Below are 1,980 nucleotides of genomic sequence, written 5' to 3' on the forward strand. Positions count from 1 at the left end.
CCGGGGACGAGATCACAGCGGCGGATCTCAAGAAGGCGTCCCAAGCGATTTACGATCTCGGCTGGTTCAGCGAGGTCGTCCCGTCAGTGGAGGATGGAGGTAAGGTCATCTTCCGGGTAAAGGAAAACCCGGTGGTGAAGAAGATCGAAATATCCGGAAACGACTACCGCGAGTCATACGGCCTGTTCGGAGTGACCTTGTTCCGTTATCCGATCGTATCTAAAGACAAAATCCGAAGCATCCTCCGTGATAACGGGGTAAAGATAGGGAAGATACTCAACAATAATTCTTTAAACGATGCGTTGCAGGCGATCCTCGACGCCTACGACAAGAAGGGTTACACCCTGATCGGGATCGGAAAGGTAATTCCAGGAGAGACCCTAAAGATCGAGATCGTGGAAGGGAAGGTGGAGGAGAACGTGATAACGGGCCTCACTGACGTACCGGTCGAGGTGGCACAGAAGATGATCGACATCCCCCTGCATCAGCCGGTGAAGAAATCCCAGATCCAGGCGGTCGTATCCCGTCTCCGCTCCTCGATCTATTTCAGTGACGTCGACGTTACCACGCAACCCGGGAGTTCCCCTGACTCCGTCAAGCTGGTGTGGAAGATAACCGCGCGCAAGCTGATCGACTCCCCGGTGAAGATCTCCGGGATCGATTTGACCGGAGTCACCCTGTTCCCGGAGGGGCTGGTGGAGTCGACGTTGGGAGATATTCCGACCGAACCGGTGGATAACTACCATCTCCTTACCATCCTGAAAGGCCTGTACGACCTGTACTATCGCAACGGGTACATCATGGTGAGGTTCAAGGTGGGAGGAGTGAAGGACGGGCGGCTCCAGCTCACGGTGGAGGAAGGGAGGATCGGCGAGATCGCATTCTCCGGTAACGAGCGAACCAAGGAGTACGTCCTTGCTAAGTCCCTCGGGATCAAGGTGGGAGAGATACTGAACCGGAGCCGACTCGCGGTCTCCTACCAACGGATGATGTCCTCCGGTTACTTCAAGTCGGTGGACATCGTCCCGGAGTGGGCGGACGACCACGTCAAGCTCTCCGTTACCGTTACCGAAGCAGCCAAGCTCGGAGGGATCAACGGTTCACTCGCCTACTCTCCGGAGAGCGGAGGGCTGGTGGGAAAGATCGATTATCACCAGAAGAACCTGTTTGGCACCGGACAGGACCTGACCCTTTCCTACAGTCGTGGGTTGGTCAACGACCAAAGCGCCACCTGGGACCTCGGGTACAGTACGATCGCCTTCTTCCGAGAGTTCAACCGCGTCGGGATAGATTTATACCGCAAAAGTGACCAAAAGACCGTTAACGGTGAAGACAAGAAGTTCTTTTCCCGTGGTGGTCGGGCGTCGGTCAGCTACCCGTGGGCCGACTACACCGACCTCGATCTCGCCTACAAGCACGAGGAGGTGCGGGAGGCGGAGGAAGCTACATGGACACCAGTCGATTCGATCACAATCGGGCTAAATTACGATGACGTAAATAATCCACAATTCCCAAGCAATGGTAACAGAAGGAACGTTTCCCTCGAACAGGCAGGAGGGTTTGCACTAGGCCCCGAATTCACCAAACTTGATCTTGTTTGGACAGCTTTTAACCCTGTTGCATTGAACATCCCGTTTCTGACCGGGTTAGAGAAAGTGACGGCAACTCGGCTTGGTTTTGGTTGGGGAGTGCATCTCCCGTTTTCTCAGGCGTATAGTTTAGGCGGTCCTGCCACCATTCGAGGGCAAGGGGTTACATCGGTCCGGCGATTGGCATACGCAAATTTTGAATACCGAATTAAATTGACGGAGGGGCTGACCACCACCCTGTTCGTTGATTCCGGGGTAAACCTCGATCAATTGACCCTCGATGGAGTGAAGAGCTCGATCGGAGTAGAATTTGGGATAGATGTGGCGGGGACTTATGTCCGCCTGGACGTGGCGTGGCCGTTGGGAAGCGGGATGAGTCTCGTCCCCCACT

1 protein-coding gene is annotated in these 1,980 nt (G+C 54.9%); it reads left to right on the top strand.

Annotation, left to right across the window (positions count from 1 at the left end):
* Positions 1–1,980: BamA/TamA family outer membrane protein (locus tag J7J55_05650; protein ID MCD6142183.1), on the top strand; the 1,980-nt coding region annotated here is incomplete at both ends.

This window comes from Candidatus Bipolaricaulota bacterium (genome assembly GCA_021159055.1).
In the GTDB taxonomy this organism is placed as follows: Bacteria; Bipolaricaulota; Bipolaricaulia; order UBA7950; family UBA9294; genus S016-54.